The 26,765-nt window shown below is 65.0% G+C and carries 20 protein-coding genes; 5 read left to right on the plus strand and 15 right to left on the minus strand.

The window, feature by feature from the left end; all coding sequences use genetic code 11:
* Positions 1-57 precede the first annotated feature (57 nt).
* From EYW47_RS14195 to EYW47_RS14235, 9 genes are all read right to left on the minus strand, one after another.
* Complete coding sequence (locus EYW47_RS14195) at positions 58-822, minus strand: helix-turn-helix domain-containing protein (protein ID WP_133195472.1); 765 nt, start codon at positions 820-822, stop codon at positions 58-60.
* 101 nt (positions 823-923) lie between these two features.
* Entirely contained in the window at positions 924-1,274 is a 351-nt protein-coding gene (locus tag EYW47_RS14200) for a cupin domain-containing protein (RefSeq protein ID WP_133195473.1), read from the minus strand.
* Entirely contained in the window at positions 1,271-2,248 is a 978-nt protein-coding gene (locus EYW47_RS14205; RefSeq protein ID WP_133195474.1) for a quinone oxidoreductase family protein, read from the minus strand. Before EYW47_RS14205 ends, EYW47_RS14200 begins: the two co-directional genes overlap by 4 nt.
* A gap of 44 nt (positions 2,249-2,292) precedes the next feature.
* Positions 2,293-3,171 carry a beta-keto acid cleavage family enzyme gene (locus EYW47_RS14210; RefSeq protein WP_133195475.1) on the minus strand — a complete coding sequence of 293 codons (879 nt, stop codon included), beginning with the start codon at positions 3,169-3,171 and terminating at the stop codon, positions 2,293-2,295.
* A 23-nt stretch (positions 3,172-3,194) separates the two neighbouring features.
* Positions 3,195-3,944 carry an SDR family NAD(P)-dependent oxidoreductase gene (locus tag EYW47_RS14215; RefSeq protein ID WP_377785009.1) on the minus strand — a complete coding sequence of 250 codons (750 nt, stop codon included), beginning with the start codon at positions 3,942-3,944 and terminating at the stop codon, positions 3,195-3,197.
* Positions 3,945-3,958: 14 nt separating this feature from the next.
* Entirely contained in the window at positions 3,959-4,873 is a 915-nt protein-coding gene (locus EYW47_RS14220; protein ID WP_133195476.1) for a dioxygenase family protein, read from the minus strand.
* Positions 4,874-5,078: 205 nt separating this feature from the next.
* Positions 5,079-5,414, minus strand: a complete 336-nt coding sequence (locus EYW47_RS14225; RefSeq protein ID WP_133195477.1) for a hypothetical protein — start codon at positions 5,412-5,414, stop codon at positions 5,079-5,081.
* Between the two features lie 62 nt (positions 5,415-5,476).
* Positions 5,477-6,661 (minus strand): alpha/beta hydrolase family protein, encoded by a 1,185-nt coding sequence (locus EYW47_RS14230; protein ID WP_133195478.1) that lies wholly within the window; start codon positions 6,659-6,661, stop codon positions 5,477-5,479.
* A gap of 152 nt (positions 6,662-6,813) precedes the next feature.
* Positions 6,814-8,328: an NAD(P)/FAD-dependent oxidoreductase gene (locus EYW47_RS14235; protein WP_276322944.1), complete on the minus strand. Its 1,515-nt coding sequence runs from the start codon at positions 8,326-8,328 to the stop codon at positions 6,814-6,816.
* 14 nt (positions 8,329-8,342) lie between these two features.
* Between EYW47_RS14235 and EYW47_RS14240 the strand changes: the two genes are divergently transcribed.
* Positions 8,343-8,654, plus strand: a complete 312-nt coding sequence (locus EYW47_RS14240; protein WP_133195479.1) for a UBP-type zinc finger domain-containing protein — start codon at positions 8,343-8,345, stop codon at positions 8,652-8,654.
* Between the two features lie 32 nt (positions 8,655-8,686).
* A complete protein-coding gene (locus EYW47_RS14245; RefSeq protein WP_133195480.1) occupies positions 8,687-9,652 on the plus strand; it encodes a LysR family transcriptional regulator in 966 nt (321 codons plus the stop codon).
* 25 nt (positions 9,653-9,677) lie between these two features.
* Here the strand turns inward: EYW47_RS14245 and EYW47_RS14250 are convergent, their stop codons facing one another.
* Genes EYW47_RS14250 through EYW47_RS14265 form a run of 4 tightly spaced genes read right to left on the minus strand, consistent with a single transcriptional unit; the run spans position 9,678 to position 19,188 of the window.
* Positions 9,678-10,823: an ATP-binding response regulator gene (locus EYW47_RS14250; protein WP_133195481.1), complete on the minus strand. Its 1,146-nt coding sequence runs from the start codon at positions 10,821-10,823 to the stop codon at positions 9,678-9,680.
* A 5-nt stretch (positions 10,824-10,828) separates the two neighbouring features.
* Positions 10,829-13,369 (minus strand): PAS domain S-box protein, encoded by a 2,541-nt coding sequence (locus EYW47_RS14255; protein ID WP_240763685.1) that lies wholly within the window; start codon positions 13,367-13,369, stop codon positions 10,829-10,831.
* A 43-nt stretch (positions 13,370-13,412) separates the two neighbouring features.
* A complete protein-coding gene (locus EYW47_RS14260; RefSeq protein ID WP_240763686.1) occupies positions 13,413-18,482 on the minus strand; it encodes an AAA family ATPase in 5,070 nt (1,689 codons plus the stop codon).
* A gap of 25 nt (positions 18,483-18,507) precedes the next feature.
* Positions 18,508-19,188: a response regulator transcription factor gene (locus EYW47_RS14265; protein ID WP_133195483.1), complete on the minus strand. Its 681-nt coding sequence runs from the start codon at positions 19,186-19,188 to the stop codon at positions 18,508-18,510.
* A 392-nt stretch (positions 19,189-19,580) separates the two neighbouring features.
* Here EYW47_RS14265 and EYW47_RS14270 point away from each other — a divergent pair, with 392 nt between their 5' ends.
* The 3 genes from EYW47_RS14270 (at position 19,581) to EYW47_RS14280 (ending at position 22,910) form a co-directional block, all read left to right on the plus strand.
* Positions 19,581-21,137: an ATP-binding protein gene (locus EYW47_RS14270; RefSeq protein ID WP_165976560.1), complete on the plus strand. Its 1,557-nt coding sequence runs from the start codon at positions 19,581-19,583 to the stop codon at positions 21,135-21,137.
* A 92-nt stretch (positions 21,138-21,229) separates the two neighbouring features.
* Positions 21,230-21,970, plus strand: coding sequence for a TetR/AcrR family transcriptional regulator (locus tag EYW47_RS14275; RefSeq protein ID WP_133195485.1), 741 nt, complete (start codon positions 21,230-21,232; stop codon positions 21,968-21,970).
* 265 nt (positions 21,971-22,235) lie between these two features.
* Positions 22,236-22,910, plus strand: coding sequence for an HAD family hydrolase (locus EYW47_RS14280; protein ID WP_133195785.1), 675 nt, complete (start codon positions 22,236-22,238; stop codon positions 22,908-22,910).
* Between the two features lie 67 nt (positions 22,911-22,977).
* Here EYW47_RS14280 and EYW47_RS14285 read toward each other — a convergent pair whose 3' ends face one another.
* Positions 22,978-25,485: a glycogen/starch/alpha-glucan phosphorylase gene (locus EYW47_RS14285; protein WP_377785007.1), complete on the minus strand. Its 2,508-nt coding sequence runs from the start codon at positions 25,483-25,485 to the stop codon at positions 22,978-22,980.
* A 120-nt stretch (positions 25,486-25,605) separates the two neighbouring features.
* On the minus strand, positions 25,606-26,589 hold the full coding sequence (locus EYW47_RS14290; protein WP_133195486.1) for a D-alanyl-D-alanine carboxypeptidase family protein: 984 nt from the start codon (positions 26,587-26,589) through the stop codon (positions 25,606-25,608).
* Positions 26,590-26,765 lie beyond the last annotated feature (176 nt).

Genomic DNA, 26,765 nt, shown 5'->3' on the forward strand with positions numbered 1-26,765 from the left:
CTTTGACTGAGGCAATCAGGCCGCTTGTTCTCGCTGAGCGGCGGCGCATTTGCCCGCTCACGCCGGTCGCGGCCCCGCTCTCACGCCCTGGTTCGCCAGCCAGTGGTTGGGCGCCCAGCCCACATGCGACTTGAAGAACGTCGAGAACGCGCTCGGCGTAAAGCCCAGCTCGCGCGCCACGGCCGAAACCGGCATGCCGAGCGCCAGCGCGCCCATCGCGGTGCCGGTCAGCACGGTCCGGCGCCAGCGGCCGGCGCCCACGCCCAGCTCGTCGACGAAGAGCCGATGTAGCGTGCGCACGCTCACGCAAGCGCGGGCCGCGAGGGCGTCGAGCCGCGTGTCGCGGCCGGGATCCAGGATCATCGCGTCGCAGAGCGCGGCGATACGGCTGCTCGACGACGGCATGTCGAGCGCGATTTCCCACGCGCCCTCCCGCACCGCCGCCTCGAGCTCGCCGAACAGCAACGAGGCGACCGCCGCCGGAGCACGCGCGAGCGCCTGGCTCGCGCTCTCGGACAAGAGCGACGTGAGCATCTCCGAACAGCGGGCGATTCTTGCCGAGTGCACGGGCCCATCGCTCACCGCAGGCGCGATGCGCAACTCGCGCAGCGCCGCGCCGTAAGGCACGTACATCCGGTGCGCGATGGAGGCAGGCAGCCAGATCCCGCCGCCGAGCGTCACGCAATACGCGCGGCGCGCGCTGCCAATCCAGACGCCACCGCTTTGCACCTGCACGAAGCGGCCGCCGGTATCGGGCGCGATGTCGTGCCGCGTGCCCGGTCCGAGCCGCAGGTCCGAGAGCCGGCAAACGTCGTCGCTCATAGGCAACGAACCCGGCAACGCACCAGGCAACGGAATGGGCGACGAACTGGGCAACAAAACGGACAACCCAGCGTGCAGCACCGGCGCGTCATCGGCCAGCGTTACCGCGGCTCGGGCCGCAGCAGCGGCATCGCGAGCAGGACCATTGCGGGCTGGCTTGAGCGGTTGTGCAGCGCGCGCGGCTCGCCGGGCGCGAGACGGCACGAATCGAAGCGGCGCAACGCCAGTTCGCCCTCGTTCGTCTCCACCCAGACCTCCCCATCGAGCACCACGTAGTGCTTCTCGAGAAGCGACGCGCTCATCGACGTATGACCGCCTGGCTCGATCGTCGACACGCCGAGCCACAGCGACTCGGCGGGCCCGGCCTCGTGCCCCTGCAGGCGCACGCAGCGCATCAGAAAGTGCTCGCTGGGGAAGTACTGCGGCGCGTCGCCAAAGCGCGTCACGTTCATGGCTTGAGCACCACGCGGCGCGACGCGCCACGATAGACGGCCTGATACGCGCGCGCGGCTTCGTCGAGGCCGAACACGTGATCGTCGTCGATCGGGAACGGCTTGAGCACCCCGCGCTCGAACGCGGGCAGCAGCTTCTCGAGAATCGCCGCGCCTTTTTGCGCGTCGAGCGCAAGCGTATCGATGCCCACATACGTGTGCTGGCCACGATAGAACGCGAAGATGTCGAACGGCACCGGCCGCTCGATGGTCGAGATGAAGATCTGCGTGCCGCACACCGCCATCGCCTGATTCGCGCGCTCGAAGTACGGACTGCCAACTGTGTTGTAGACGATGTCCGCGCCGTGCCCGTCCGTTGCTTCGCGCACGACTTCATCGAGCTTCGAGGCCGACGCGTCGATCATCAGCACCTTGTCGCTCGCATGGCCGATGTACGGCTCGCCGTCGCGCGCGACGCCGATGACCGTCGCGCCCGCCATCGTCGCGAGCTGGATGGCCGCTTGCCCGACCTTGCCGTTCGCGCCGAGCACCAGCACGACGTCGCGCCGCCTGGCGCCGCCGGCGCGCCGCAAGCCCTCATAGGCGGTGATGAACGGCACGCCAACCGCGCCGGCCTCGTCCATGGTCAGGTTGTCCGGCTTCTCGCGCACGCTGTGCGCGGGCACCACGAGGTAGCGCGCATGCGTGCCGTCGCGCCGGATTCCCAGCTCCCCGCCGCAGCCCCACACCTGTTTGCCGAGCAACGCCGCCGGGCCGTCGATCACGCGGCCCGCGTAGTCGCGGCCCGGCGTGCGCGGCCAGACGGCATGCGGCATCAAGCCCAGCACCGCCTTCACGTCGCTCGGATTGACCGCCGCACTCGCGACCTCGATAAGGCATTCCCCTTCGCCCAATACGGGCTCGGCTTGCACATCGAGGTGCAACGCCAGCGAATCGATATCGCGGCTCTTTTCCAGAACGCGCACATTCTTCATCTTGTGGTCTCGTTGGTTCATATACACACGCAATCCGCCGCCCTTTATGCGAGCCCCAGCATGTCGCGGGCCTCGCGGCTCGTGGCCACCTCGCCGCCGAGCATCGTCACGATCTCTTTCGCACGCGCGACCAGCTGGGCATTGTTCTCGGCAAGCACACCCTTGGCGATATACAAGTTGTCCTCGAACCCCACCCGCACATGCCCGCCCGCCAGCCACGCCTGCGCGACCATTGGAAACTCGAAGCGGCCGACCCCGAACGCGGACCAGATCGCCCCCGGCGGCAGCAGGCCGCGCGCATAGAGGAGCGTCTCGGGCGAGGCCGCGAAGCCGTACTTCACGCCCGTCACGAAGGTCCAGAGGCCGGGGCCTTCGAGCACGCCGTCGCTGATCAGGTCGCGCGCCAGATGGATATCGCCGGAATCGAAAATCTCGAGCTCGGGCTTCACGCCCGCCTCGCGAATCACATGGGCCATGCGCGCGACGTTCTTCGGCGTGTTGATGACGACTTCGGCGCCGGAATTCATCGTGTTCAGGTCGAGGCTGCACACGTCGGGCTTCAGCTCGAGAATGTGCTCGACGCGCTTTTCGGGCGGCAGCAGTGTCGTGCCGGGCGCGGCGATCTTCGGGTCGTCCTCGCTCGGGATGAAGCGGCCGCCGGGGCCGGTCGTCAGGTTGATGATGAGCGCGGCGTCAACGGCGCGAATGCGCTCGATGACTTCGCGGTAGAGCTTCACGTCCATCGACGGGCGCCCGGTTTGCGGATCGCGCACATGGATATGCACGGCGGCGGCGCCCGCGCGCGCGGCCTCGAGCGACGCATTGGCGATCTGCTCGGGTGTGACCGGCAGGTTCGGATGCTGGTCCGGCCGCGTGATGTTGCCGGTGACGGCACAGGTGATCAGGGTCTTGCGTGCATGCATGTCGTGGTTCCCCGCTACGGTGTTCAGTTCAGCCGCCGGCCGCCGTCGACGACGAACGTCACGCCGGTGCTGAAGGTCAATTGCGTCGCGCAGGCCTCGATCGCGGCGGCCACGTCGTCCGGTGCGCCGATCCGGCCGAGCGGCGTCGTGGCGGCCGCCTTGTCGTTGAAATCGTCGCTGCGGCCCGGCACGAAGCCGGTATCGACCACGCCCGGCGAGACGTTGAGCACGCGAATGCGCGGCGCGAGCGCGCGGCCGAGCGAGGCCGCCATGATGTCGAGGCCCGCCTTCGCGGCGCAGTACGCGATATTGCTGCCGGCGCCCGTGGTGCCCGCGATCGACGACACGTTGACGACGAGGCCGTCGCCGGAGGCGTCGAGCAGCGCCCGGAACGCGCGGATGGCCGCGAACTGGCCGCGCCAGTTGACCTTCATGATGTCGTCGATCAGTTCGTCGGTGAGCGCATCGAGATCGGCATGCCGGACCGCCTTCGTGAACCCCGCCGTGTTCACGAGGATGTCCGCGCGCCCTTCGCGTGCGCGCACGTCTGCGGCGAGCGCATCGAGCGCGGCGCTGTCCGTGATCGCGGCCACCGCGCCGCGATGCCCCTCGCCCGGCAACGACGCTGCCACGCGCCGCGCCTTCTCTTCGTCGTGCTGGCCGACCACGACCACGCGCGCGCCGGCGCGCGCGAAGCGCATCGCGGTCGCGGCGCCAATTCCCCCGGTGCCGCCCATCACGACGGCCACTTTTCCCTGCAGCAAGCTGGACACAGTCAAACCCCTCGTTACTGGATGGGCGGCGTCGGGTACGTCGGCGTCCCCTCGGCCAGGATGAAATCGAAATCGAGCGTGTAATACGCGTCGCGCTGGTCCCCATGCGGGCCGGTGCCGGCTGCGTGCTGCTCGAACTTGCCAATCAGGCGGCGGTTCACGCCGAACACGACATCGGTGTCCAGATGCTCGGAATCGTCGGCGAACACCTGCGAGACGAGCGTGGCGTACCCCTCTGCGAAGACCGCGAAATGCAGGTGCGCAGGGCGATACGGATGGCGCTGCTGGGCCGCGAGCAAGGCGCCGACCGGACCGTCGGTGGGCACCGGATAGCCGGCCGGGCGCACGCTGCGGAAGCTGAGCGCGCCGTCGGCGCCCGTGCGGAAACGCCCGCGCAGATTGTGCTCGGGCTGGCTCTCGTCCTGGTTCTCGTAGAGGCCGACCGGCGAGGCCTGCCACACGTCGACCGTCGCGTCCGCCACCGGCCGGCCGCTCGTGTCGAGCACGCGCGCATGCACGAACAGCGGCGCGCCCGGCGAATCCTTGCACGCGATGGACTGGCCGTTCTCGTACTCGGGCGAGCCGCCGCGATAGAACGGCCCCAGCAAGGCGCCCGGCGTGCGCCCACTCGCGTCCGCGTTGTTCATCAAGGCAACCAGCGTCGAAAAGCCGAGCACGTCGGCCAGCAGCACGACTTCGTTGTGCCGGTCGTTGCACGCCTGCCCGACCGCGCGCACGAACGCGAGCCCCTGTTCGAATTCCGCGTCGGTGAGGCGCACGTGATTCAGGAAGGCATGCCCGTATTCGACGAGTGCGTCGACGATTTCCTTCAAGCGCGGGTCCCGCGTGCCGGCCATCGCCGCCTTGACGATTCCGGTGACCGTTGCGGCGTCGTCGATGACGCTGTCTGGCCGAAGCGATTCAGTCATGAGATAGCTCCAATGCAACCGTTTGCATAAAGTGATGCAAATATACAGACTGCCCCGGCCCGTGGAAAACCTCGTTAACCCTGAACTACGGGAGAAATTCTCGCTTGGGGCCCGATACATTCAAGCAAACGTATGCATAAAGCGGGGCCATATGCTGCAAGATCGGGCCCCGGAGGCGATGACAGGCAGCGCCGGGCTCAGCGCATCACTGCCCCGCAGGCAGCGCGCCACTGCCGGCCTGGGCGGCATGCGCCTTGCGCTCGGCGCTCTCCAGATTCTCCGGATAGTCGGTCTGCTTGCCGCCGGACATGTGATAGCCGTTCTTCTCGAGCGTGCTCAATTCCGCGTTCTTCTTGGCCCGCGCCGCCTTGCGCGCGGCCTTGCGTTGCGCCTTGCGGACCTGCTTGGGTGTCGACGCACTTGTCGGCACGGACGCGGTTTGCGCCTCTTCCTGCGCGACGGCCGCCTGAGATCCAGCCAGCGCCAAGCCGGCCAATGCCACTACCGCCACCACTGCCGGGACCACGCGATTTCGAATCATGTCCAGATCTCCTTCTTGATTGTTGAGTGCTGCGTTGTTGATTATTGATGGCTCATTGCCGGTTACCGGTCGCGCTGGCGCCGCAGCGTCAGGCGATCGTCGAACCAGTCGCAGATCTCGCTGAGCGCCGGCTCCTGGCGGTCGAGTTGAACGTGGGACGCGCCGCCTTCGGACGCGCGCCAGATGCGCAGCGTCTTGTCTTTCGAGCCGATTTCCTCGAGCAGCTGGGTGACCTCGGCAACGGGTGTCTGCATGTCGCGCTCGCCTTGAACCAGCAGGATGTCGCAGGTGATTTGCGATGCCACGCCCGCCAGCCTGAACGCTTCGAGCTTATGGAAGGCCGAGTCCCAGTCGCTCGCGCCCATGATGCGCAGGAAATGCTTGCTGGTCGTGCCGCGTGGCGCGCCACGGCCGGCCTCGCGCACGCCGCCCCCGGGCGTATAGCCCGTGCGCCGCACCCAGCTCGCGTGATAGTCGTAGATCGCGGACCAGGCCACACAAGCCTTGATGCGCTTCTCGAACGCCGCCGCGCGCGGCGCATAGTAGCCGCCGAGGCTCACGCCAATCAGGCCGATGCGGCTCACGTCGATGTCGTCGCGCGTTTCGAGGTAGTCGCACACCGTGCCCACCGCGGCCTCGGAGTCGTGGCGCGCGGCAAGCTGGTGCAAGCGCAGCGTGGCGCCCTGGCCTGGCCCGTCAAAGGCGAGGCAGGCCATGCCGCGCTCCGCGAGCGCCTGTGCCACGTAGAACATTTCTTCCTTGGTGCCGTCGAGGCCATCGGTGAGGATGACGACCGGCGCTTTGCCACGCACGCCGCGCGCGGGCACGAAGTAGGCGGTGAGCGATGCGCCTTCGAACGGCAATTCGAACACTTCGACACGCGGCTCCATGAGCGCCGCGCCCTGTGCGAAGGTGGCCAGGTGGCGATCGAATGTCTGGGGCGCGCGGGCGTCGTCGGGGTCGAGAAACGCCTCGGCCCACTGGTAGTAGATCGACGCACGCATGAAGGCATGGCGGGCGCTCACGTCATGGCCGCGCTGCGCGGCCTGCTCGGCCTGCCCTTGCACTTGCTCGCCAAGCCCCATCCACGCCCGGTACCAGGCATCGATGTCGCCATCCGGGTCCACGGCCGCCGCTTCATGCAGCCCGCTGCACGCCCAATCGATTTCGCCGAAATTCGCGCCGCTCGCGAGCGCACGCATGACGGCAAGCGACCACATGTAGTTGTTGGGAAAATACTGGAACATTCAAAACTCCGCGGAAGCCGATTCGAGGTGACACCTTAAGTTCAGGGGCATGACTCGCCTTAGCCGAATTGCCCCGTCACTTACCAGCGAGTCCGATCTTTTCGGAATTCCAGCTTGTGCGGCGAGCTCGCGCATTACGGCGAGTTCGCGCCTTAATTATTCTTAAGGCATCCTGAAGCCACCGGACGACTCTCGGCGAGATACCGGTGCACGAAGGTGACGGCCATCGCGCCTTCACCGACTGCCGAGGCAACCCGCTTGACCGAGCCGGCTCGCACGTCGCCCGCCGCGAACGATCCTGGCACGCTGGTCTCGAGAAAGTAAGGCCGCCTGTCGATCGGCCACACGGTATCGAATGACGGATGTTCGTAGAGGTCGCTGCCTGTGACGAGGTAGCCATTCGGGTCGCGGATGATGTGGGTGTCTTTCGCCCACTCCGTGTTCGGCGAGCCGCCGATGCAAACGAAAAGATGACCTGTCTTGACCACTTCGCGCTCGCCGTTCAGAGACTGAATCTCGATGGCCTCGAGTTTTCCGTCGCCATGCAGCGCGCTCACGGATGACTCGAACCTGACCTTGACGTTGGCTTCGCGCTCCAGACGCTCGATCAAATACTGTGAGAGCGTGGCGGCCAGCGACGCCCCTCTCACGATCATCGTCACTTCGCTGGCATGTTGCGCGAAGTGCATGGCGGCCTGCCCCGCGGAGTTCCCGCCACCGACGATGCACACCGGCTGTCCCATGCACATGGGCGCCTCGCTCGCGCCCGCGCCGTAAAAGAGCCCCGCGTTCAGATATTTATCCTCGTGCGGCAGGCCGAGGCTCCGATATTCGATCCCCGTCGCGCAGATATTCGATTTCGCGCACAGGATCGAGCCGTCGGCCAGATCGACGCGAATCTTGCCATCGACGAAGGTCGCATGAACGCCTTCACGCATCATCAGCAGCTCGATGCCGAATTTCACCGCCTGTTGACGGGCGCGCTCGGCAAGCTCCGCGCCGGGAATGCCCTGCGGAAAGCCCATATAGTTCTCGATCAGCGAACTCGTTCCCGCCTGGCCGCCAACCGCGTTGCGCTCGATAACGACGGCCCTCAAGCCTTCCGAGGCCGCATACACCGCGGCCGAAAGCCCCGCAGGCCCCGCCCCGTAGATCGACACGTCGTACTCGCGCAAGCGTGGCTTGGTGACCCAGCCCAGTTTCGCCGCGATCTCGGCCAGCGTGGGTTGCTGAACGCACGTGCCATCCGGAAAGAGCACGACGGGCAAGCGCATGTCGCGCAGCGTCTCTACGCCGAGCTCGCGCATGCAGTCCCGGTCGGACGTCATTTCGCACCATTCGTATTCGACCACGCCGCGCTTCAGAAAGTCGCGAATCTCATAGGCCTCCCGGCTGTGCGGCAGCCCTATTACCTTGACGTGTTGCGACTGAGCCATAAGCGCCTCCTCATGGGCAGCGAATCGTTCGCCGCGCTGCCAGCGCAGCTGGGCTGACCCACGATTCGCCCATCTGCTGAGCACTATGGTGGCTCGTCGAGGCTCATAGAGGAAGCGTCCGTTGTCGCCATTAATAACGATTAAGAATCGGGCGCCGGCAACACTGCATAATGGAATAGCCCTGTCATGCCTGAACGGAGGGGTTTTCAGTTCTCTCGCCCATTCGCTCACCAAGGGAGTCAACGGTGACCACGACCTGTACCCATCTCAGTCAAGCACACATCCTGCATACCCATAAGGACTACTGCGAAGAATGCGTCAAGTCCGGAGGACATTGGGTCCATTTGCGCCTATGCCTGATATGCGGAAAGGCCGGCTGCTGCGACTCTTCCCCGAACCGGCATGCCAGCAAGCACTTTCACGAAACCGGCCATCCGCTCGTGCGCTCGATCGAGCCTGGCGAGCGCTGGGTCTGGTGCTACGTCGACAACATGCTCGTGGGTGAGATCGACTCGCAACCATCCAGCGGGCCGGCCAGCAACGAAGCAGAAAAATAGATTCAACCCGCCGCCTGGAAAAGCGCTCGTACATGGATACCTTGCTCTCGATGCGCGTGTTTTCGCGCATTGTCGAAACCGGCAGCTTCACGCGTGCAGCCGAGCTGACCGGCTTGACGACGCCACGCGTTTCCGCGCTGCTTGGTCAACTCGAACACCACCTGCGCTGCCGCCTGCTCAATCGCACCACGCGCCGCGTCTCGCTCACCGAAGACGGGAGCGCCTACTATCAACGCTGCATCGCCGTGCTGTGCGAAATCGACGACATGGAAGCGTCGCTCTCGCGCGCCAAGATCGCACCCAAGGGAAAGCTCAAGGTCAACATGCCGCCCGCCATGGCGAAACCGGTCGTGATTCCGGCGCTCCCGGACTTCGTGGCGCGCTATCCCGAGATCGCGATCGAGATCAGCATGACCGACCGGCAAATCGATCTCGTCAGCGAAGGGGTCGATTGCGTCGTACGCGTGGGTGAACTCGCGGACTCGGCCATGGTCGCAAAGCGCATCGGCAGCATGTCGACCTGCACGTGTGCCACGCCCGCGTATCTCGCGCAGCACGGCGTACCGGTGACGATCGACGACCTCGCGCAACATACCGCCGTGCACTACGTCTCATCCGATACCGGGCGGCAGCGCGCCTGGGATTATCTGGTGGACGGCAAGCTGCGCACGGTGCAGATGCGCGGCGCCGTTGCCGTCAACGACGCCGACGCGCAAACGGCCTGCGCGCTCGCGAGCCTCGGTCTCGTCAAGACGTCGCTCTATCTCGTCGAATCGTTGCTGGAGGCCGGCACGCTACAAGAGGTCTTGCAGGATTTCAACGTCGCGCCGCGGCCGGTCTCGGTCCTTTATCCCCCCAACCGCCATATGCCGCAGAAGCTCAGGATATTTGTCGAGTGGCTCACGGCGCTGTTCGCGGATATCCCCTCGCTGCAGGGCAAGCGCCGCGCGTCGAGCCCTGCCGAAGCACACGACGCTTTAGCCGAAACCGCGCTTTAAGGCCTGTTCGCGTGAATAACAGGCCCTAGCGCGCCAGCGTCAGCTTCACGGCGAGCCCCGGATGGTTGTCCTCCAGCCGGAGCTCGCCGCGATGCAAGGTCGCCACCCCTTTGACGAGCGCCAGCCCCAGACCGACGCCCGGGGTTCCGCGGCTCGCGTCGCCGCGATAGAACCGCTCGGTTGCCTTCGTCTTCTCCGAATCGGGCACGCCTGGGCCATCGTCCGCGACGACGACTTCAACCAGCCCAACGTGGTCGCTCACCGAGACAAGGATCTCGGTCTGGGCGAACTTGATGGCATTGTCGATGAGATTGCCGACGGCCTGCGCGATCAGCAAGGGATCCACCCATGCCGGCAGGCTGTCCGCGCATGCCAGCGTCAAGGTGAGGCCACGCAGCTCGGCCAGCGGCTGATAGAACTCCACGGCCTCCGCGACGATATCGGCCACGTCACTCGTCACGAAGCCGGCTTTGCGCACGCCCGCATCGATTTCGGCGAGACGCAGCAGCGCATTGAAAATGCCGATGACGCGATCGATGTCGGCCAATGCGCTTTCGAGCCGTTCGAGCGTTTCTCCATCGACCTTCTTCTTCAGGTCGAAGATCATCACCTCCATTCTCGCGCGAAGCTCGGCAAGCGGTGTGCGCAGATCGTGCGCGATCGCGTTCGACGTGTTGCGCACGCTGTTGATCATCTCGATGAGCGCTTCCTGCGCCACTTCGCGGCTGCGCACTTCTTCCTGCAAGCGCACATTCTGCGCTTGCAGCGCTTGCTGCAAGCGCCGCAGCTTCAGGTGCGTCTTGACGCGCGCGAGCAGTTCCTCCATTTGCAGCGGCTTGGTCACGTAGTCGATGCCGCCAACGTGGAAGCCCGTCGTCTTGTCTTCGGTCCGTGACAGCGAGGTCATGAAGATCACGGGAATCTCGCGCGTGGCCGGACGCTCTTTCAACCGGCGGCACACTTCGAACCCATCGATCCCGGGCATCATCACGTCGAGCAGGATCAAGTCCGGACACACGAGCTCCGCGCGTTCGAGCGCTTCCTCGCCGTCGCGCGCGATGGAGATGCGCAGCCCGTTGCCTTCCAGAAAGTCGACTACCAGGCCCAGATTCGAGGCGGTATCGTCCACGACCAGAACGAGCGGGGGATTACTGTCGAACTCGTCTGCCATGCCAACTATCGTCCATTCAATTGTTGCTCGATGAAGGAGAGCAATTCCCGAGTTTCGAAATTCTCCGCCAGCCGGCGCACCTTCGATGCAAATTCCTGATAGCGCCCGTCGTCGTCGAGCAGCGCATCGGCATGGCGCATGACATCGCGCATTTGCCCTCGCAACGCCAGACGATGCAGCATGGCCATGTCCTCGTGCCCCGGCACCACCACCCTCGCCGCGGCTTGCGGTTCGCTCGCGCCTTCCGGCGGCGGCGTCGAGTCTGCGCACATGTGCACCTGCGCCGCGAAATCGCCTGGCACGTCGAGATCGAACCAGAACCGGCTGCCTCGTCCGTATTCGCTCTGCACCTGGATTTCGCTGCCCATCAGCCGGACCAGCTGCTGGCTGATGGACAGTCCCAGCCCTAGCCCGGCGCTGCGCCGTTCGCTGTCGCCCGCCTGCTCGAAGGGCTGAAAAACACGTTCGAGTTGATCGGGGGCGATGCCGAGGCCCGTGTCGCGCACCTCGAAACGCAACGTTCCCCGGCTGACCTGTTTCACCGCGAAGGTCACTTCCCCTTCGTCCGTGAATTTCACCGCATTCGAAAGCAGGTTGAGCAACACCTGGCGCAGGCGTTTTTCGTCGATTCGAATCATGCCCGGCAGGCAAGGCGAAATCATGCACGTCTGCGTGAGGCCTTTCTCCCGCGCGCGCACGCCAACCATCTCGGCCAGCATCTCGAGGAACGGCGCGAGCAAGATGTCGCTCAGTTGCAGCTCGACCCTGCCCGCGCCGATGCGCGAAAACTCGAGCAAGTCGTCGATCAGCGTCACCAGGTGCGTTCCGCTTTGTTCGATGACCGAAACATGCGAGCGCTGCCGCGCGCCGAGTTCGTCGTCGCGGCGCAGGATCTGCGCGTAGCCGAGAATGCCGTTCAGCGGCGTCCTGAGCTCGTGGCTGATATGGGCGAGGAATTGATCCTTGGCCTTGTTCGCGGCTTGCGCCTCGTCGCGTGCGATGCGCACCGTGGCTTCGAGCGCCCTGCGCTCGGAGATGTCCTGCAAGATCGCGATCGTATGGTGCACCTGGTCGCTGGAATCCCATTGCATCGCCACGCAGACATTGACCCATACGCGCGAGCCGTCGCCGCGGATCAGCAGCTTGTCCTCGGTGTAGTGCGCGATTTCCTTGTCGAACAGCTGCTTGAACCGGCTCTCGCTGCCGGGCACGAAGCCTTCCTCCGTGACGTCCCTGAACGTCATCGTCAGGAGTTGCTCGCGGGTATAGCCGACGATCTCGCAATAGCGCTGATTCACGCGCAAGAAGCGCCCATCGATACCGCAGTGCGCGATCCCGACTGCCGCATTCTCGAACGTGCCTCGAAAGCGCTCTTCGCTGGCGCGCAAGGCCTGCTCCACGCGCTTGAGCTCGGAAATGTCCACCAGCGTGCCGCTCACGCGCACGGGCGTGCCCAACGCGTTGCGCTGCGGTGTGCCGCGCGTGAGCACCCAACGGTATGAGCCGTCGCGGTGCAAAACCCGGTGCTCGATCTCGAACACGCCGCCGGCATCCGCGCAGTTTCGTTTGAACTTCGCGTCGAAATGGTCGCGGTCGTCGGGGTGGACCATCTCCATGAAACGGTCGAAGCCGCTCGCGGCGGCATGCTCGCCGTAGCCAAGCCATTCGCGGATATTCCAGCAGCGCAGCGTCCCCTGCCGGCCCGCCACGCTCGACGGCTCCAGCTCCCAGACGCCCACGTTCGATCCGCGCATGGCAAGACCGAGACGCTCGTTGGTTTCGCGCAGGATTTCCGCCTGGGCCGCGCGCCGCGCCTCGGTCGCGTCGCGAATCACGAGCACCACGCCAACGACCTGCCCCGCCTCGTCGACGATAGGCGTCACCCGGTTCTCGACCGGCAATTCGCGGCCCTGTCTGCCCACTAGCCGGATCCTCACGGGCGAGCCAGCCGACATGACATTGCGCAGGACGGCGGCCCCCACGTCGCCCAAGGGCATATTCGTGTCCTCGTCGATCAGCACCAGCACCTTTTCGAGCGGCTGGCCCACGGCCTCTTCCCGCGCCCATCCGGTCAACGCCGCGGCCACGGGATTGATCAGCGTGATACGCGAATCGCAATCCGTCGCAATCACGCCGTCGCCAATACTCGCGAGCGTGACGGCATAGCGTTGCTCGCTCTCGCGCAGGCGGCGCTCAGCGCCGTGCTTGTACAGCGCCATTTCCACGACCGTGCGCAGTTGCTGGTCGTCGAAGGGCTTGAGGAGATAGCCGAACGGTTCAGTCACGGTCGCGCGCCGGACGGTTTCCTCGTCCGCGTAGGCCGTGAGAAACACGACGGGCAGATTGAGCGCGTCGCGCAACTGGCGTGCCGCGTCGATGCCGTCCAGCTCGCCTTCGAGGCGCACGTCCATCAGCACGAGATCGGGCAGCGCCCGCGTCGCCATCTGGATCGCTTCTTCGCCGCTCGCGACGCTGCCCACGACCGTGTGCCCACAGCGCACCATTTGCTGGGCAATGTCGCGCGCGACCACCCGATCGTCTTCCACTATGAGTATGCGTGCCGGCGCCATGTTCAAGTCTGCCCGATTTTCAGAGTTTGAAATGGATGTCGAAGCTCGTGCCGGTGTCGCGGCCGAGAGCGATCGTTGCGTGGAGCTGGCGCGAGAGGTCGGAAACGATTTGCAGTCCGAGCGATTCGGCCTGCTCGATCGAATACTCGGGCGACAGCCCGACACCGTCATCCGACACGCTCAACCTGCACGCGCGCTCGCCACTGGACACCAGCTCGACACGCAGCCGCCCGCTGCGCCCCTGCGGAAACGCGTGCTTCAGCGCGTTCGACACGAGTTCGTTGACGATCATCCCGCATGCAACCGCCCGATTCATGTCGAGCTGCACGTCGTCGACGAGCACGTCCAGCGACACGTCGAGCCGGCTCAATTCATAGGCGCGCGAGAGATGCGCGCAGAGATTGCGGATATGGGGCGCCATGTCGATACGGGCGAAATTGCCGGCCCTGTAGAGATTTTCGTGAACCATCGCCATGGAGCGCACCCGGTTTCTGCTGTCGAGGAAAAGCTCCGCCACCGAGGCGTCGTCAACGCGCGCCGCCTGCAGGCTGAGCAGGCTGCTGATCAACTGCAGATTGTTTTTGACCCGATGATGCACTTCATGCAGGAGCGCCTCCTTCTCTTCGAGCAGCGCCTCGATCTCCTCCAGGCTGGCATTTTCGATCGAGATCGCGGCTTGCGACGCGAGCAGCTTGAGCACCGCCATGCGCGAGGGCGTGAAAACGCCGGGCGCCAGTTCGTTCTCGAGATACAGGGCGCCGATCAGGCGGGTCTGCTTGACGAGCGGCAGGCACAGCACCGAGCGCGCGTGCCTGCCGATGAAGTACTCGTCGGCGGCAAAGGGATTGTCGATCGAGGCGTCGTCCACGAGGACCGCTTCGTGCGTGCGCAGGCTGTGATGGAGCATCGCCAGCGGCACCGCTTGCGGCGAGCCCGGCCGGCGGCCGACCTCGACCGCACTGCCCTCGCGCGCGGCGCTCGCCTCCGCCTCGATGCAAAGCTGCTCCGCATGCGGCAGGACCAGCACGGCACGCCGCGCGCCCGCGTGCTCGAGCACGATGGACATCAGCGTATGCATGAGGCGCTCGAGCACGCGCTCGCTCGAAATGGCCTGCGACGCCCGCACGACCGTCTCCGCGTCCAGCCGATTCGCCACCGGTCCGTGCGGCGCGCTCCCCGCGTCTTGCACGGCCAGCTCGGGGTGGCGCGCGTCGAGCGAGCGGACCTTGGCCATGCTCCCCCAGCTCAGGTAAGCCTGCCGGGCATTGCGCAAATACACCATGCCTATGGTCGAAAACCCGCGTTCCAGGTAGAAGCGCGCCGCCAGCTCGTTGGCGAGTCCCTCGATATGCCGCAGCCGCTGCTCGCGTGCCTGCTCGATCGCACGTTCATAGAGACGCATCGCCTCGAACTCGCGCGACTGCGTGCGCGCCCGTTCGGCGTCGACCAGGGCGGCACGCGAGGCGAAGTTCGCGGGGCCATGCCCGGCCCAGCCATGCAGCTTCTCGATGTGCTCCGCCAGCGCCGCCTCGTTGGCGGCCTGCTGGTCCGGCGCCAGCGCGTCATGGCTTTGCAGGCGCGTGAGCGCGGAAAAGAAATGGTATTCGGCCAGCTCGAAGTGGCCCGACGACGTCCATAGCAAAGGCGCGGCGCGTTCCCCCGACTTCAGCGCACCGGCAATGTCGCCCGCGAAATACTGCGCCTCCTGCTTGCGTATCCAATACCAGCACGCCGCGATGGCGAGCGCCGGATTGCCTTCGAGATGCTGCTCGAGCGCGCGCTCGCTAGCATGATCCGCCTCGGCGGAGCCGAGCCAGGCCGGCAATCCCCGCAGGCCGCGAATCAAGGACAATTGCGCCGTCATGATGTCGACGATCAGCCCGAATCCCGCGGCCCGCACGATGCGCAGGCGCTCGACGGCCTGGTCCTCGGCCTCGGCCAGCGGCTCGCCCGCTGCCAGCAGGCTTGTCACCAGACAGCAGCTGCTGAAGCCGATATAGGTGAGGTCCCCGCTTTGCTGCGCCGCCTCGAAGGCGCGCCGCAATAGCGGCAGCCCCGCGTGCATCGGCTGTGTCCATGGCATCACGTGATAGGCGAAGCACATATACACGCGGGCCCGGAAGCGGGCCAGCTTTCGCTCGTCCACGAGCGCGAGCCCCAGCCTGCCGAATTCGAAGCCCGCGCGGTAGTCGCCGAATATCGGGCCGGCCACCATGCCGAGGTAGGCAAAGCCCAGCGAGGAGGCGTCCGCATTGCCATGCTCGATACTCAGGTTGGCCATGCGGGCCAGCACGAGGCAAACGAGGTTCTCGTCCGTAAAGAAGGCCGGCGGCAAGACCGCGGTCAACACGTTGAGCGTTGCCTCCAGCGCCTCGTTCTGCAACAGGGGCAGCTCGATGAGCGACGCGATCGGCCGTTGCTGAAGCCGGCCGAGCAGGCTCGCATACTCCGCTTTGGCTGCCTCGCGAGCCGGGTGCGCAACCCACTCGATGCCCACATGGCGCAGATAGCCGAGGCCGATATCGATAGCCGCCTGCATCTGATCGAGCGCCGTATGCAGCGTGACGCGCAGAAATGCCACCGCTGCCCGGTCTGGGATCGTATTGGCGCGTTCGACAAGATCGCGCAGGCGCGCTTCGGCCTGCGTGGCATTGCCCGTGAGGAATTCGCATTCGGCGCGCAGGAGCTCGAGCGAGAATTTTTCGCCGTAATGTGTTTGCCAGGCAACGCTGCCGAGAATATCGCTGCCGACGCTCAGATACGCGAGCGCGGACCCATAGGCGGCGGAGGCTCTCGCACGGCGGCCGGCGCGCAGGTTGAGCGCGACCACGCGCATGCGCACCCGGCTATCGTCGATCACGTGGAGCGCGCGATTGTATTGATTGACGACCTCGAAGATATTGGGCGCCAGCGCCGGGTCGCCGTCGCCTCCATCGAGCCTCGTCCCGATGCGCAAATGCGCTGCCGCGCGCGCCGTCTCGGCGATCAGCGCATAGGCGGCCTCCTGGATACGGTCATGCACGAACGCGTAGCCATCGGCGCGCCGATAGACGATGCCTTGCGCCGCCGCCTGGGCGAGCGCGGCATCGACGGCCTCGGCCGGCTGGCCGCTCACGCGCGCCAGCACCAAGGTCGACACGCTGGCGCCGAGGCACGCGAAATCGGCGAGCACTTGCCGCGTCGATCCGGACAGGCGGCCGAGCTTGCCGACCATCAGGTCGACGACGCTATCGGGAAAGCCGCGCCGCGCGATCCGGTCCGCGTTCCATGCCCATTCGCGGCGTGCCGGATCGAAGGCGAGGTAGCCTTCGTCGGCGAGAATCTGGAGAAACTGCACGGCGAAAAACGGATTGCCCCCCGTCTTGTCGAACACGACCCGCGCGAGCTGCGCGCCATGCTGCGCCGCTTGTTCCGCCGTTTGTTGCGCGGTATGTTCCGCCGTTTGCTCCATCAAGCCGTGCGTGGCGTCGCGAACGAGACGGGCAACGTCGTGCTCGGCGAGCGGCGCCAGCAACACCTCATGAACGCGGACCTGCCCCGCGCGGATTGCGGCGACCACGCGCGTCAATGGGTGCGCGGCGTCGACTTCGTTGTCGCGCCAGGCGCCGATCAGCATCAAATGCTTCACGCCCGGCCCTTTCGCGAGCGCCTCGAGTACCGACGCCGTGCCTGAGTCGAGCCACTGGAGGTCGTCCAGAAACAACACCAGCGGCTGCTCCGCACGGGCGAATGCGCCTATGAATCGCGTCAGCACGGCGACAAAGCGGGTCTGCGCTTCCTGCGGCGGCAGTTCCGGCACGTCGGGCTGCGGGCCGGTCACGCGCTCGAGCTCGGGAATCAGGTCGAGCATCAGACGCCCGAGCGGGCCCACCGCGTCTTGAATGCGCGCGCGCCATTTGCCGATTTCGGGCGCGCCTTCGTCGAGGATCTGTTGAACGACCGTCTGCATGCACTGCGCGATCGTCTCGTACGGAATGTCCCGCTGGTATTGGTCGAACTTGCCCGACGCAAACCGGCCTCCCGCCCATGACATCGCCTGATGAAAATCCTCGACGAGCGACGATTTGCCGATGCCCGAATAGCCGGACACGAGGACGAATTCGGTCGAGCCGTCGCGCGCGACCCGCTCGAAGACGCTCGTCAATGCCTGCACGTCCTTCTCTCGCCCGTACAGCCGGTCGGGAATCAGCAAGCGCTCGTGCGTGTCCGCCGTGCCGAGCGCGAATGGCTCGATGCGGCCGTGTCGCCGGCATTGCTCGGCGCACAGGCGCAAGTCGTGCTCCACGCCGCGCGCGCTCTGGTAGCGGTCCTCGGCGGCTTTCGCGAGCAGCCGCTCGACGATGGCGGCGAGCGGCCCGGCAATCTCAGGCACATGCTCGCTGAGCGGGATGGGGCGCATTGCGGTATGGCAATGCAGCCATTGCGCCGCCGAGCTGGCCTGCCAGGGCAGTTTTCCGCAGAGCATCCGGTAGATCACGACACCCAGCGAATACAGATCCGAGCGCGCATCGGCACGCCGGTTGACGAGCCCGGTGCGTTCGGGCGCGACGTAGGGCAGCGCGTCCGCGAACAGCACGGGCTGGCTGATCGCGTCGCCATCCAGCGCCGAGGACGAAGCCAGGCCGAAGCCCGTGAGCGCAGCCGACCCGGCCTTCAGGTTGACCAGTAGATGAGCGGGCCGAATGTCGTTATGGATGAGCTCGCGCCGATGCAGGGCATCGAGCGCGGCCGCCATGCTTGCCGCGAGCGTCAGTACCTGAGCGAGCGGCAAGCCGTGCGCGTCGATCGAGGACAGGACCGCGCCGCCTGGATCGTCGAGGATCAGCGCCGTGCGGCGTTCTTCCCTCAAGAGCGCAACGGGCTGCGTGAAGCGCGGACTGTCGAGCCGCGCGCGCAGCCCATAGGCGTTCTCGAGCCATGCGAGGGCATCGGCGGAGGGCTGGCTGGCGCAAGGACTCACCAACAGACGTGTTTTCGCCGCCTCTCGCGTCGTGATTCGCGTCGTGATCCGCGAAAGGACGAAGGCGCCGTCGTCCCACAGCGTTTGAGTTGTCGATTCTTCGAGGTTCATGACGGCAGTCGTATCCATGCGCAGCTTCACGAGCAATGGCAACTCAGGTGTCGGCCGAAAGCATGTATCCGGCGTTTCGCACGGTACGCAGCAGCGAACGGTCAAAGCCCGCATCGATCTTCTGGCGCAGCTTGCTCACGTGCACGTCAATCACATTGGTCTGCGGGTCGAAGTGGTATTCCCAGATATTCTCCAGCAACATCGTGCGCGTCACGACCTGATCGGCATGCCGCATCATATATTCGAGCAGCTTGAACTCGCGCGGCTTCAGGGCAATCGCCTTGCCGGCACGCGTCACCCGGCGCGAAAGCAGATCGATGCACAGGTCGCCCACCTTGAGCGTCGTCTCGAATGCGTCGCTCTGCGAGCGGCGCATCAGCACTTCGAGTCTGGCGAGCACTTCGCCGAAAGCGAACGGCTTGACGACGTAGTCGTCGCCCCCGGCTTTCAACCCGCGAATGCGCTCGTCCACGGCGTCGAGCGCGCTCAGGATCAGCACCGGCACCTTGCTCGCCGTGGCCCTGAGCGCCGCCACGATGCTGAGCCCGTCGACGCCGCCCGGCAGCATGCGGTCGAGAATGATCGCGTCATAGGCGCCGCCCATGGCCAGGTACATGCCGTCGCGGCCGTTATCGGCGAAGTCAACCACGTGTCCCGCCTCCGCGAGCCCCTTCTTCAGGAAGCTCGCGACCTGCTGGTTGTCTTCCACTAACAAGATCTTCATCTCAGCTGCTCACGGTTCCCGACCTTCCCGACCTTTCCGACCTTCTGGATATGCAAGGAGCGCGGCGCGTATCACCCTGTCCCCCCACCCCTGACAAATAGCCTCCAATTATCCGCCCACAGACCGCGATCCGTTTTTCGCGGCTCATTAAATTTAATTAATGTTCGCCGCGGCGCCGGGCTTCAAAGCGACTTTTCTCGCGCCGGCCCTCGCCAGGCGGCGCCCGGAAATACTCCGGCAGCGGCAGGTTAACTAAAGTTAATTTGGGGGTAACGGGGGGATAACACGGCCTGGCTATGATCCATTCCAGCACCGTCCCCGCGCGACCAGAACGCCCATGTCACAACCGATTGGCGCGCGCAGCCCACCGATCAACGTCGGACGAGACAGCCATGAATCAAGCAACAGCCGACTCCCCAACGTTCGCGTCCCGCGCGCAAATCATCCCGATTGGTGAATGCGAGGTCGATCTCGGCGGGCGCGCCCTGCGCCGCGGCCACCACGCACTCGAGCTCGGTTCGCGCGCGTTCGACGTCCTCGCGACCATCGCCCTGGCGGGCGGCAGGCTCGTGTCGAAAAGCGAGCTCATGGAGGCCGTCTGGCCCAATACGGTCGTCGAGGAAAACAATATTCACGTGCAGCTTTCGGCGATCCGCAAAGCGTTGGGTGCCGACCGCGAGCTAATCGTGACGGTGCCCGGACGCGGCTATCAACTGGCCGTATCCCGCCGCGACACACCGCGAGCGCAGGTCCCGAGCCGGCCGCGCGACGCTGAGCCTGTGCCCGGCCTCACGCAGCTCGCCAACGACGCCCTGATCGGCCGCGAAGCGGCAATCGCTGAAATTCGCGCGCTGATGGATTCGACGCGTGTCTTGACGCTCGCGGGCGCCGGTGGAATCGGCAAGACATCGCTCGCGCGGGAAGTCGCGCATCGGCTTGCCACTGAGAAGGCGCTCGACGTCCGCTCGGTCGAGCTGGCCGCGCATCGCACGCGTCACGCCGTGATCCAGGCATTCGCCCATAGCTGCGGCCTCCAGTTCGACGAGCGTAATGAGCCCGATGCCCGGCGCCTCGCGCAAGCGCTTGCGGCCATGCCAGGGCTGCTGGTGATCGACAACGCGGAGCATGTCATCGCGCACGTCGCCGAGATCGTCGGGTTGATCGGCCGTGCCGCCCATTCCCGGCTCCGCATGCTCGTCACGAGCCGGTTCCGCTTGCGCGTGTCTTTCGAGGTCGTCTACCGTGTCGGTCCGCTGGCACTCCCCGATGCGGACAGCGACGCGCAAACCACGCTCTATTCGCCCGCCGTGCGCCTTTTCCTGCGGCGGCTGTTCTCGAACGGACAGCATGTCGATATGAACGGCGAGCGGCTGAGCGTCGTCAAGGAGATTTGCCGCCGCCTCGAAGGCGTTCCGCTGGCACTCGAGCTGGCAGCAAGCCGTGCCTCCGTGCTCGGCCTCGAAGGGATCCGCCAGGGGCTCGACGAGCCTTTGCTGTACCTCGGCAGCGGCTATCGAACGGCTCAGCCCAGACATCAGAACCTGCGCTCCACGCTCGACTGGAGCTTCGATCTCCTTAGCAATCGCGAGCAGACGGTGTTCAGGCGCCTTTGCATCTTCGACCGTCCCTTCTCTCGCGTGGCCGCTTGCCAGATCGCAGGCGATGCGGCGCTCTCCAGCACAGCCGTGATGGACTGTGTCAGCGAGCTCGTCGACAAGTCGCTCGTCGAGATGCGATTTGACAGCGTGGAGCTGCAATACGCCTTGTCGGCGCCGGCACGCGCATTTGGGCGCGAAAAGCTGCTGGCAGCCGGTGAGATTCGCACGATAGCCGAGCGCCACACGCTTTATGTCGGTGGGCAGTTGCTCGCCCTGCCCACCGGCGCGGCCGCAGTGGATAGACGTCCGCTCACGCGCGCCGCGCAGGTGGTTCCCATGATGGGCGTGTAGGCGGGTAAACACCGACGCGCCGTGGCCCGCGTTGATGCCCCGATCCCCTATAATTTATCGATCGACCATTATCGCCCGCCAAGAGACAACGCATGCCACCGCCGAAGCGCCTTGCAACCGGTCAATCGCCACTGGCCGAGCGGAAAAAGGACACACCTGCCGACGCCCATCCCACTGCCCGGCGGCTGGCCCCCGAAGAGCGCGAACAGCAAATCGTCGACAAGGCGATCGAGCATTTTGCAACGCATGGTTTTTCGGGCAGCACGCGCGAACTCGCAAAGCAGATCGGCATCACGCAACCGCTGCTATACCGCTATTTCCCCAGCAAGGAAGCGCTCATCGATCGCGTATATAGCGAGGTCTACCGGTGGGACCCGGCGTGGGAGCGGCTGATCGCCGACCGCAGTGTGCCTCTGCGAGAGCGTCTGTGCGCTTTATACACGGCCTATTCTCACGTGATCCTGCAACGCGAATGGATTCGCACCTTCATCTTTGCGGGTCTCACGCGCGAGGGCATCAACCGGCGCTATCTGGACAAATTACGTGAGCGCATCTTCCGCCCGGTCATGGCGGAAATACGCGATGCCTATGATCTCCCGATACCCGCCACGGCCGCTGCGAAGGAAGCCGAGCTCGAACTGATCTGGAGTTTGCACGCGAGCATCTTTTATGTCGGCGTGCGCAAATGGGTATACGGCCTGCCCGTGCCGAAGGATCTGGACGCGCACGTGGCGCTGCAGGTCGACGCCTTTCTCAATGGCTCGCCGGCCGCGCTCAAAAGTCTGCTGGCGCCCGCCGCGCGCAATTCAGCCGCAAAATCGCGCGCCTCCTGAAAGCCGGCCGCGAGCATCGACCCGGCCGAGATCGTCAAGCGCGCGCACATCACCGCCGAATAACCGGCGTTTCTCGGCGTGTCGGCGATCCTCGCGGAGCGCCTGTCGAGCGCCCCAGGCCGTGGCGCCGGGAACGACTGACGCACCCCGCTTAACGCAGGAGACAAGTTGCGCACCAAGGCAGATTTCCGTCGTAATTGACCACATGGCGTTTCACCATGCGGCTATAGTGGCATCTACCCCAAGCACTTCGGATTCTTTGAATATGTTCTCCGCGGCAATCTTCGACATGGACGGGCTACTGATCGATTCGGAGCGAACGATCATGAACACGTGGATAGCCGTCGGGCAGGAAATTGGGGTTCAGATCCACCCGGTCGACTATGCCGAGATCATCGGCAGGTCGCTGCCTGAATGCCACGCGATGCTCGCCACGATGTTCGGCGCCGAACCGCTCTTTCAGGAAGCGCTTACGCGAGTTCGGGAGCGCTTGCACTCTCCAGCGACGCCACCGGTGTACCCACTGAAGGCGGGAGTACATGGCCTGCTGAGCGCGCTGGCCAACGCTGGAATCCCGTGCGCCGTAGCGTCGTCATCGAGCGGGCAGGAGATTAGAGCGCGGCTTGCGCGGGTCGGCGTGCTCGACTTCTTCGATGCGGTTGCCGGGGGCGATGAAGTCGCCCGAGGCAAGCCAGATCCGGCCGTCTATGAGCTTGCGGCTTCGCGTCTGCGCAAATCGCCGGGCGATTGCCTGGCGTTTGAGGATAGTGAGAACGGTGTGCTGGCCGCCCATCGCGCGGGGATACGCGTCGTAACGGTGCCCGACCTGAAGCAGCCGACGCAAGAGGTCATAAGAGTGAGCATGACAATGCTTCAGAGTCTCGATCAGGCGCTCGCGTGCGTGTCCACGTGGTTCGGCATAGAAGCGCTTCCCGCGTGAAGGTATCAATCGGCGAGCGGTCGCTTGCCGTCCAGCAAGCCTCGCTGCGGCAGCTTCACTAGCCGTGTCAATGTGTGCTTTCGCGATCGAGGCCAATGCTTACGGGCGCAATCTTCCAGATCCGTTCGCAGTATTCGCCGATCGCGCGATCCGACGAGAACTTCCCCGAGCGCGCCGTGTTGAAGATCGACATGCGCGTCCAGCGCGCCTCGTCTTTCCAGGCCTCGCTCACACGCTCCTGACACGCCACATAGTCGGCGTAGTCGGCAAGCACGAGGAAGGGATCGGCGTGCAGCAGGTTCTCGACGAGCGGACGAAACACCTGCGAGTCGCCACGCGAAAAGTATCCGCCGGCAATCAGGTCCAACACGTCGCGCAATGGCGCATTGCCTTCGACATATTGCGCAGGCCGATAGCCTTCGCGTTTGACGCATTCCACCTGTTCCGTGGTCAGTCCGAACAGAAAAAAGTTTTCGTCACCTACTTCTTCGCGGATCTCGACATTGGCGCCATCCAGCGTGCCGATTGTGAGCGCGCCGTTCATCATGAATTTCATGTTGCCGGTCCCGGACGCTTCCTTGCCGGCCGTTGAAATCTGCTCGGACAGATCCGCGGCGGGATAGATGCATTGCGCGTTCTTGACATTGAAGTCAGGAAAGAACACGACCTTGAGCCTGTCCCGGGTGATGGGATCGTTGTTCACGACCTCGGCGATGCCCGTGATCAGCCGGATCATCAGTTTCGCCATGGCGTAGCCTGGCGCCGCCTTTCCGCCAAAGATAAAGCAGCGCGGCACGCTGCCCTGCTCGATATGGCGGCGCAGACGCTGGTAAAGCGTGATGATGTAAAGCGCGTTCAAATGCTGCCGCTTGTACTCGTGAATACGCTTGACCTGAATGTCGAACAGTGCGTCGGGATCCACCATGACATTCGTGACGTGGCGGATGCGCTGCGCCAGCACCTCCTTGTTCGCACGCTTGACCGCACGCCACTTTGCCAGAAACGCCGGATCATCGGCATGGACCTCTAGCTTCCGAAGCCGCGTGAGGTCGGTGACCCAGCCCTCGCCCACCGTTTCGTCAAGCAAGCGGGCCAAGCCCGGATTGCCAAGCAGAATGAAGCGGCGCGGCGTGACGCCGTTCGTGACGTTGTGGAAACGTTCCGGCCACATCTGCGCGAAGTCGCGCAGCACTGTCTGCGTAAGGAGTGCAGAATGTAGCGCTGCAACACCGTTCACCGCGTGGCAACCGATGCTCGACAAGTGGGCCATGCGCACCTTTTTCTCACCGGCCTCGTCAATGATCGACATCCGCGCCACGCGCGCCTCGTCACCGGGATATTTCAGCCGCACCTCGTCGATGAAGCGGCGGTTGATCTCGTAGATGATCTCGAGCGGACGGGGCAACAACCGGCTAAAGAGCGGCAACCCCCACGTCTCCAGCGCTTCGGGCAGGAGCGTGTGGTTGGTATACGCGAGCGTGCGGCGCGTAATGTCCCATGCCTCGTCCCAAGAAAGCAGCCGCTCGTCCACGAGCAGGCGCATCAGCTCTGCGACGGCGATGGCAGGATGCGTATCGTTCAGTTGCGCGGCGAACATGTCGGCGAAACGCGAAACGGGTTCGCCCTTGAGATCGAGCAGACGCAGCATGTCCTGCAGCGAGCACGAGACGAAGAAGTACTGCTGTGCAAGGCGCAAGCGCTTGCCGGCGTCGGGCTCGTCATTCGGATACAAGACCTTGGACAGCGTCTCGGAGATCACCTTTTCCTGCACGGCCTGGTAGTAGTCGCCGGCGTTGAAGTCCTGCAGGTCGAAGGACTCGATCGCCTCGCTCTTCCACAGGCGCAGCGTGTTGCACGTATTGACCCGAAAGCCGGGCATGGGTGTATCGCAAGCCACGCCCTTGACCATGCGCGCGGGCAGCCAGCGCACGCGAAGGCGGCCTTGCGCATCGTGCCACATTTCAGTACGGCCGCCGAACGAGACGTAGTAGTTCAGGTTCGGGCGCACGATCTCCCAGGGATTGCCCTTTTGCAGCCAAAGGTCGGTGACTTCGACCTGCCAGCCATCGCGGATTTCCTGATTGAAGATACCGAACTCGTAGCGGATGCCGTAGCCCACGGACGGAATTTCGAGCGTCGCGAGCGAATCCAGATAACAGGCCGCGAGCCGGCCGAGCCCGCCATTGCCGAGCCCCGGCTCTTCTTCGAGCGCGAGCAGTTCGTCGAGATCCTGGCCGAGCGCGCGCATGGCGGCGCGCGCATTGTCTTCGATACCGAGATTGATGAGATTGTTACCCAGTTGCGGGCCAATCAGAAACTCGGCGGAGAGGTAGCACGCAACCCGTAATTCGCGCGCGGCATAGGTCTGGATCGTCGCGGCCCAGCGGGCCAGCATGCGGTCACGCACGCTATAGGCAAGCGCCATGTACCAGTCGTGCGGCGTCGCAATGCCCGGCGTGCGGGCCTGCAGGCAGATAAGATTGTCGAGCACGCCGCGCCGCAGCGCGTCGATGCTCAGGCCGCTACGCGCGGGCTCGGCGCACGGGTTCGCGCCTGGCGTCGGGGTGATGGTCACAATGCCTCCCCAGCTTTCATCGATTCAGGGACCTGCTCGGGCCGCACCCAGTCCGTGACCTCGTGGCGATCCGCGCAGCCCAGGCACGACGACCTTGTCTTCACGGGCAACCGATTCGGCTCAGGCGGCAACAGGCGCGTGGTGTACCCGCTTGCCGGCATGGTGCCTGACGGTCTGCCGGTGCGCGCCGGACGCCGAAGCTGTCCGGTACGATGCGAGCCGCACCTTGACGCGATGCGAATGCGCGAGTGTCAAACGGTGATGATGCAGCCGGGTGCCGGCGACATAGTGCGGCGCGACAACCGGCGTTTCGTCGCCGTTCAACCATCGCCGTATCGTGACGAGATCGGCCGAGCGCCCCCACGAGGTTTGCGAGCCGAGCAGCGCAATCATCACCTGACCATTCGGCATGTTCGCATCGACCACGATGCAGCGCCCCGCCTCGCGGATATAGCCGGTCTTGGCGACCCGCACGTCCCAATCGGGCGAGCGCACTATCGGGTCGGTGTTGTGATAGAACCTCGTCCTTGTGCCGATCGCCTCCTGGTACCGGGGCAGCGTCGTGTATTCGCTGATCAATGGATAGTGCGCCGCGGCGTCCGCCATCTTCACGACGTCGCGCGCCGTCGAGCGATCGTCCGGCGAGAGCCCGGTCGGATCGTCGAAGTGCGTATTGGCCATTTGCAGCGCGCGCGCCTTTTGGTTCATCTGCTGGATGAACGCCGGCTGGCCGCCCGGAAACGCGCGCGATAGCGCGGACGCCGCGCGGTTCTCGGACGCCATGAGCGCAAGGCGCAGCATCTCGCCGCGTTCGAGCGACGCACCGATCGGGATGCGGGACCCCGAGTGCTTGAGCCGGTCGATGTCGTCGTCGTCGACGCTCACCGTGTCGCCCAGCGACTGGCCGCTGTCCAGCACGACCATCGCCGTCATCAGCTTGGTGAGCGATGCGATCGGCTGGACGTCGTCGGCGTTCTTTTCCAGCAGGACTTCGCCGCGCCCGACGTCGTAGACAATTGCGCTATGTGAATAGAGGAATGGCGTTTCGGCCCGCGCGACGAACGGCGCAGAGGCGAGCAGGAGCGCGCTGATGACTTTTTTCATGGCGTTTACACCGTGCGACAGCGATCAGACAATGACCGGTCCCACCTGCAGGATTGTCCCCAACAACTAAACTGTAGTTGCTCGTTGCAGGAATGAGTGTGCGAAAGAGGACGGAATTTTTGTCCCTGGCGGTATGCCATCCTGGACGCATTGCGCTGTGCGACGGGTAATCGACG

This window comes from Paraburkholderia silviterrae, assembly GCF_004353915.1.
Classification (GTDB): domain Bacteria; phylum Pseudomonadota; class Gammaproteobacteria; order Burkholderiales; family Burkholderiaceae; genus Paraburkholderia; species Paraburkholderia silviterrae.